The organism is Variovorax sp. 20P10.2.4 (genome assembly GCF_058244205.1).
In genome coordinates this window covers 1-3795 of record NZ_JBZAYE010000670.1, presented here as the reverse complement: position 1 = coordinate 3795, position 3795 = coordinate 1, and the positions used below count along the sequence as shown (strand labels likewise).

The window sequence follows — 3795 nt, the reverse complement described above, 5'->3', positions numbered from 1 at the left end:
GGTACCAGGCACCGCCGCCCAGGGCCACGAGCAATAACAGCGCGATCAGGCTGCCGACCCAGCGGCGGCGTCGGACCGGGGGATGCGTGGGCGATGCGGCGGCCGGCGGGGGAACAGGGGTGTGGGGGTCCATGGGAAGCGAGTAGAGCCTGAACGGGTTGCGGCCTAGAGTACAGCGCCGAAAGGTGTATGCAGAGTTTGCTGTGCCGTAAAGCGACGGTAAAGCTTTCGACTTCGGGGGCGGCGGGCCGCGGCCCACCGGATTCCGTGCCGCCCGCGCGCCGCGTCCGGCCGCATTTGGCGCCGCCGGTACGCACTTCGCGCCGCGCCCCCGCATTTCATCGCACGGCCGTGGCGGCCCTGCGAGCGCGCCGGCAAAGTCCGCTCCAACGCCCTCGGGCATCCATCGTTTCTCCCGGATTTTCCGGCCGCCTTTCCACCCTCGACCGATCAAGGAGCCACCCCATGCTGATCCAGATCCTTCTTCACACGCCCAAGTGGGTGTTCGCCGTCTTCGTGCTGCTGGTCTGGCTCGGCAGCAAGCAGCTGCTGTCGGGCAGCGTGAGCCTGACGCGCATCACGCTGATGCCGATCGCGATGGGCGCGCTGTCGCTGATGGGCGTGGCCTCGGCCTTCGGCGATTCGCTCGGCGCCCTGCTCGGCTGGGCCGCCGCCGCGGCCGTGATGATCGCGCTGGTGCTGCGGCGCCCGCTGCCCGCGAGCACCCGCTACGACGCCGTCACGCGCCGCTTCCACCTGGCCGGCAGCGCGGTGCCGCTGGCGCTGATGATGGGCATCTTCTTCACCAAGTACGTGGTCGGCGTGGCGCTGGTCATGCACCCCGAGCTGCGCCACGACAGCGTGTTCGCGGTCGCGATCCCCGTGCTCTACGGCGCCTTCAGCGGCGTCTTCGCGGCCCGCGCCCTGCGCCTGTGGAAGCTGGCGATCGCCACCGACGCCATGGCCAGCGAAGCCGGCGCCGCCTAAGATCGGCGCCGCCCTTTTCGCCCGCCCATTCCCCCACGCCTGCAGGAAGCGCCATGTCCGTCCTCGTGCTGATCCTCAAGATCTCGGTGTCCGTGGTGCTGATCGCCTCGCTGGCCGAAGCGCTGGTGCTCTCGTGGCGCAACGGCTGGCGCAGCTACGACTGGAAGGCGGCCGGCATCTCGGTGTTCGACTTCCTGGTGCGCGAATACCCGCTGCGCTGGCTGCTGCCGCTGGCCTTCTGGGCCGGCGCCATGGACTGGCTCTACGCGCACCGCCTCCTCACCCTGCCGATGGACCACTGGACCGGCTGGGCCGCCTGCTTCATCGGCCAGGAGTTCTGCTACTACTGGTACCACCGCGCCGCGCACCGGGTGCGCTGGTTCTGGTGCACCCATGCGATCCACCACTCGCCCAACGAGCTGAACCTGTCGGCCGCCTACCGCTTCGGCTGGACCGGCAAGCTCACCGGCACGCTGGCCTTCTTCATGCTGGCGCCGCTGCTGGGCATGCCGCCGCGCGTGGTGCTGATCATGCTGACCCTGAACCTGCTCTACCAGTTCTGGATCCATGCCACCTGGATCCCGAAGCTCGGGCCGCTCGAATGGGTGCTCAACACGCCCTCGGCGCACCGCGTGCACCATGCCTCGAACCTCGAGTACCTCGACGGCAACTACGGCGGCGTGCTGATCGTGTTCGACCGCCTGTTCGGCACCTACATCCCCGAACGCGCCGACCTGCCCTGCCGCTACGGCCTCGTGAAGCCGATCACCTCGTACAACCTGCTCGAGATCGAGTTCAGCCAATGGCGCGCGCTGTTCAAGGACCTGGCCTCGGCCCGCTCGGTGCGCGCCTTCGTCGGCTACCTCGTGAAGCCGCCGGGCTGGAACCCCGACGGGCCCGGCGAGACCACCGAAGAACTGCGCCGGCGCGCGGCCGTGGAGGCCCCGGCGCCCGCCGCCTCCCCACCTGCCGATTTCATTCCCGTTCAGATCAAGGAGCTGTCATGAACACGTCCTCGTCCCCCTCTCCCGCGGAGCTCGAGAAGCGCGCCCGCCGCCGCGCCGGCGCCAAGATGGGCTGGTACATCCATGCCTTCGTCTACGTGCTGGTCAACCTCGGCCTGGTCGCGCTGTCGGCCTCCAAGGGCCACACCTGGGCCGTCTATCCGCTGATGGGCTGGGGCCTGGGCCTGCTGGTGCATGGCGCCGTGATCTGGTTCATCGCGCCGGGCGGCGACTTCTACGAGCGCCTGGTCGAACGCGAACGCCGCGCGCTGGCCGCCGGGGAGCGCCGTTGAACCAGGCCCCTGCCGCCGCCCGCCCCAGGTTCGGCATCGAGAACCTGCGCGACCTGCTGCGGCACGGGCTGATCACCGCCGTCTTCTGCTGCCTGATCGCGGCCGCGCTCAGCATCTCGAGCGGCCGCAGCTGGGTCAACCACATGGTCTATTCGATGTCCATCGGCCTGATCAGCTGGCTGTGCATCGACGGCGGCCGGCTGCTGATGAGCGGCCACCGCGAAGTGCTCTGGCCGCATGGCACGCAGAGCATCGCGCTGATCGGCTTCGGCGTGACCGCCGGCTTCCTGCTCGGCAACCTGATCGGCGACGCCTGGAGCGGCGCCCCCTTGCTCGACTTCCTCGACTACCGCGGCCACAAGCTGGCCACCACGCTCACCATCACGCTGGTCGCCACCGCCGGCGCCTGCTTCTTCTTCTACAGCCTCGGCAAGAGCAAGCACCTGCAGGGCCAGATCGAAAGAGCCAGGCGCGACGCGACCGAAGCGCGCCTCAAGCTGCTCGAGACCCAGCTCGAACCGCACATGCTGTTCAACACGCTGGCCAACCTGCGGGTGCTGATCACGCTCGATCCGCCGCGCGCCGTGGCCATGCTCGACCGGCTCAACAGCTACCTGCGCGTCACCCTCAGCGGCTCGCGCACGCTCGCGCATCCGTTGGGGGCCGAGTTCGACCGGCTGGCCGATTACCTCGAGCTGATGTCGGTGCGCATGGGCGAGCGATTGCGCTACACGCTCGAGCTGCCGGCCGAGCTGCGCGAAGTGCCGGTGCCGCCGCTGCTGCTGCAGCCGCTGGTGGAGAACAGCATCCGCCACGGCCTCGAGCCCAAGGTCGAGGGCGGCGAGATCGCGGTGCGCGCGCGCCGCGAGGGCGACCTGCTGGTGATCGAACTGAGCGACACCGGTGTCGGGCTCGATGCAGCGTCGCCGTCGACGTCGCGGGACGGCGGCGGCTTCGGCCTCGAACAGGTGCGCGAACGGCTGACCACGGTCTACGGCCCGCGTGCCGCCCTGACGCTGGCGCCCGGCGAGCACACGGGCACCCGCGCCACCTTGCGCTTTCCGCTGCAGGCTTCCTCCACCGGCGACGCGCCGGCCGCTTCCCCCACGCCATGAACACTCCTGCCACTCCCACCGCGCTGATCGCCGAGGACGAACCGCTGCTCGCGCAGGCGCTGAAGGCCGAACTGGCCGCCGCTTGGCCCGAGCTGAAGATCGCCGCCATCGCGGGCGACGGCCGTAGCGCCGTGCGCGAGGCGCTGCGGCTGCTGCCGCAGGTGCTGTTCTTCGACATCCGCATGCCGGGCCTCGACGGCCTGGGCGCCGCCACCGAGCTGGCCGACGCCTGGCCCACGGACGAAGCGCCGATGCCGCAGCTGGTCTTCGTGACCGCCTACGACGAGTACGCGGCCCGTGCCTTCGAGGCCCAGGCGATCGACTACGTGTTGAAGCCCGTGCAACCCGAGCGGCTGCGCAAGACGGTGGCGCGGCTGAAACAGGCGCTGGCCGCGC

5 protein-coding genes are annotated in these 3795 nt (G+C 70.0%); all 5 read left to right on the top strand.

Annotated features, from left to right (window positions below; all coding sequences use genetic code 11):
- Positions 1-465 precede the first annotated feature (465 nt).
- Positions 466-987: a DUF6622 family protein gene (locus tag AC27VN_RS35395; RefSeq protein ID WP_490879635.1), complete on the top strand. Its 522-nt coding sequence runs from the start codon at positions 466-468 to the stop codon at positions 985-987.
- A 53-nt stretch (positions 988-1040) separates the two neighbouring features.
- A complete protein-coding gene (locus AC27VN_RS35390; protein ID WP_490879634.1) occupies positions 1041-1994 on the top strand; it encodes a sterol desaturase family protein in 954 nt (317 codons plus the stop codon).
- Complete coding sequence (locus AC27VN_RS35385) at positions 1991-2284, top strand: 2TM domain-containing protein (protein ID WP_093339854.1); 294 nt, start codon at positions 1991-1993, stop codon at positions 2282-2284. Before AC27VN_RS35390 ends, AC27VN_RS35385 begins: the two co-directional genes overlap by 4 nt.
- Positions 2281-3399 (top strand): sensor histidine kinase, encoded by a 1119-nt coding sequence (locus AC27VN_RS35380; protein ID WP_490879633.1) that lies wholly within the window; start codon positions 2281-2283, stop codon positions 3397-3399. The genes AC27VN_RS35385 and AC27VN_RS35380 overlap by 4 nt, the downstream gene beginning before the upstream one ends.
- The coding region (locus AC27VN_RS35375; RefSeq protein WP_490879632.1) for a LytR/AlgR family response regulator transcription factor at positions 3396-3795 on the top strand (400 nt) is incomplete at its 3' end. The genes AC27VN_RS35380 and AC27VN_RS35375, both read left to right, overlap by 4 nt.